1 protein-coding gene and 1 pseudogene are annotated in these 1,386 nt (G+C 67.1%); both read right to left on the reverse strand.

What is annotated here, in order from left to right:
* Positions 1–11: 11 nt before the first annotated feature.
* Complete coding sequence (locus I71_RS20060; protein WP_042697042.1) at positions 12–890, reverse strand: DMT family transporter; 879 nt, start codon at positions 888–890, stop codon at positions 12–14.
* Positions 887–1,386: pseudogene (locus tag I71_RS20065) on the reverse strand (ABC transporter ATP-binding protein); the annotation flags it as partial. The gene I71_RS20060 and the pseudogene I71_RS20065, both read right to left, overlap by 4 nt.

Consider the following 1,386-nt stretch of genomic DNA (forward strand, 5'->3'; position numbering starts at 1 on the left):
GGTCGGGCCGGTCAGGTCGGATTCGTGACCGTCTGGTTGACCGCCTTCGGCCCGCGCCGGACGATCACCGCGACGCCGCCGATGGTCAGCAGCCCGCCGATGGCGAGGTTGACCGTCAACGGATCGCCCATCAGCAGAACGCCGCTGGCGACGCCGAAGACCGGAACGGTCAGAAGATATGGCATGGTCTGGTTGACGGAATAGCGCCCCAGCAGGGGATACCACAGTCCATAGGCGACGATGGTGACCCCGACGGCCATATAGGCGATGGACAGCCAGCCGACCCAGCTGGAATTGGCCAGCGCCTCCATCTGCCCATGCTCCATCAGCAGCGACAAGACGAGCAGCTGCGGCATGGCGAACAGCGCCATCCAGCCGTTGACGGCGAAGCCGTTCACCGCCCCGATCAGCTTCATCTGCACGCTCGCCACGGCAAAGGCGAAGCTGGCCGCCAGGATCAGCAGCAGAGAATAGAGCGACTCGCCCAGTCGCGGCTCGCCGGCGATCACCGCCACGCCGGCGAAGGCGGCCGCCATGCCGATGCCGCGGCGCCAGCCCAGCTTGTCCTTGAACACCAGCGCCGCCATCAGGGAGGAGAAGGGCACCTGCACCTGTGCCGCCAGCGAGGCGGTGGCGGCGTCGATCCCCTTGAGGCCGCTGAACATCATCGGGAAATGGATGCTGCCCAAGGTCACCGACAACAGCGCGATCTTCCAGAGCTTGTCCCGCGGCATGCGGAAGAAAGGGATAATCAGCACCGCCACCAGGGCAAAGCGCAGGACCATGACGAACAGCGGCGGAAATTCGGCGAGCGCCCATTTCGCCACCACGAAGTTCAGCCCCCACAGCGCCATCACCACCAGAGCCTGGAGCGTGTGGGCGACGCTCATGCCCGCCCGCCTTCCAACTCCTCGCGCATGGCTTCCAGTTCCAGCCAGCGCTCCTCCGCCGTGGCCAGCGCCGCCTGCTTTGCGTGCAGCTGTTCGCTGGACTTCTGGAATTTGCCGGGGTCGCGGGTGAACAGGTCGGGGTCGGCCAGCGCCTTCTCCAGCTTGGCGATCTCGCCCCCCAGCCCGTCCATGCGGGCCGGCAGTTCGTCCAGCTCGCGCTGGTCCTTGTAGCTCAGCTTGCCGCGCGGTTTGGCGACCGTGGCCGGCGCCTGGGTGGCGGGCTTCGGCTTGGCAGCCGTGGCGGGGACCGCCTTGGCCGGGCGCTGCACCAGATAGTCGGAATAGCCGCCGGCATATTCGGTGGCGGTGCCGTCGCCCTCCAGGGCGATGGTGCCGGTCACCAGCCGGTCGAGGAAGTCGCGGTCGTGGCTGAACAGCAGCAGCGTGCCCTGATAGTCGCCCAGCACGTCCTCCAGCAGGTCCAACGTGTCCATGT

Origin of the sequence: Azospirillum sp. B506 (genome assembly GCF_000333595.1) — a bacterium.
Classification (GTDB): domain Bacteria; phylum Pseudomonadota; class Alphaproteobacteria; order Azospirillales; family Azospirillaceae; genus Azospirillum.

Bases quoted from the DNA above. Each gene is read 5' to 3' on its own strand.
- I71_RS20060 (WP_042697042.1), bottom strand. From the start codon at position 890: ATGAGCGTCGCCCACACGCTCCAGGCTCTGGTGGTGATGGCGCTGTGG.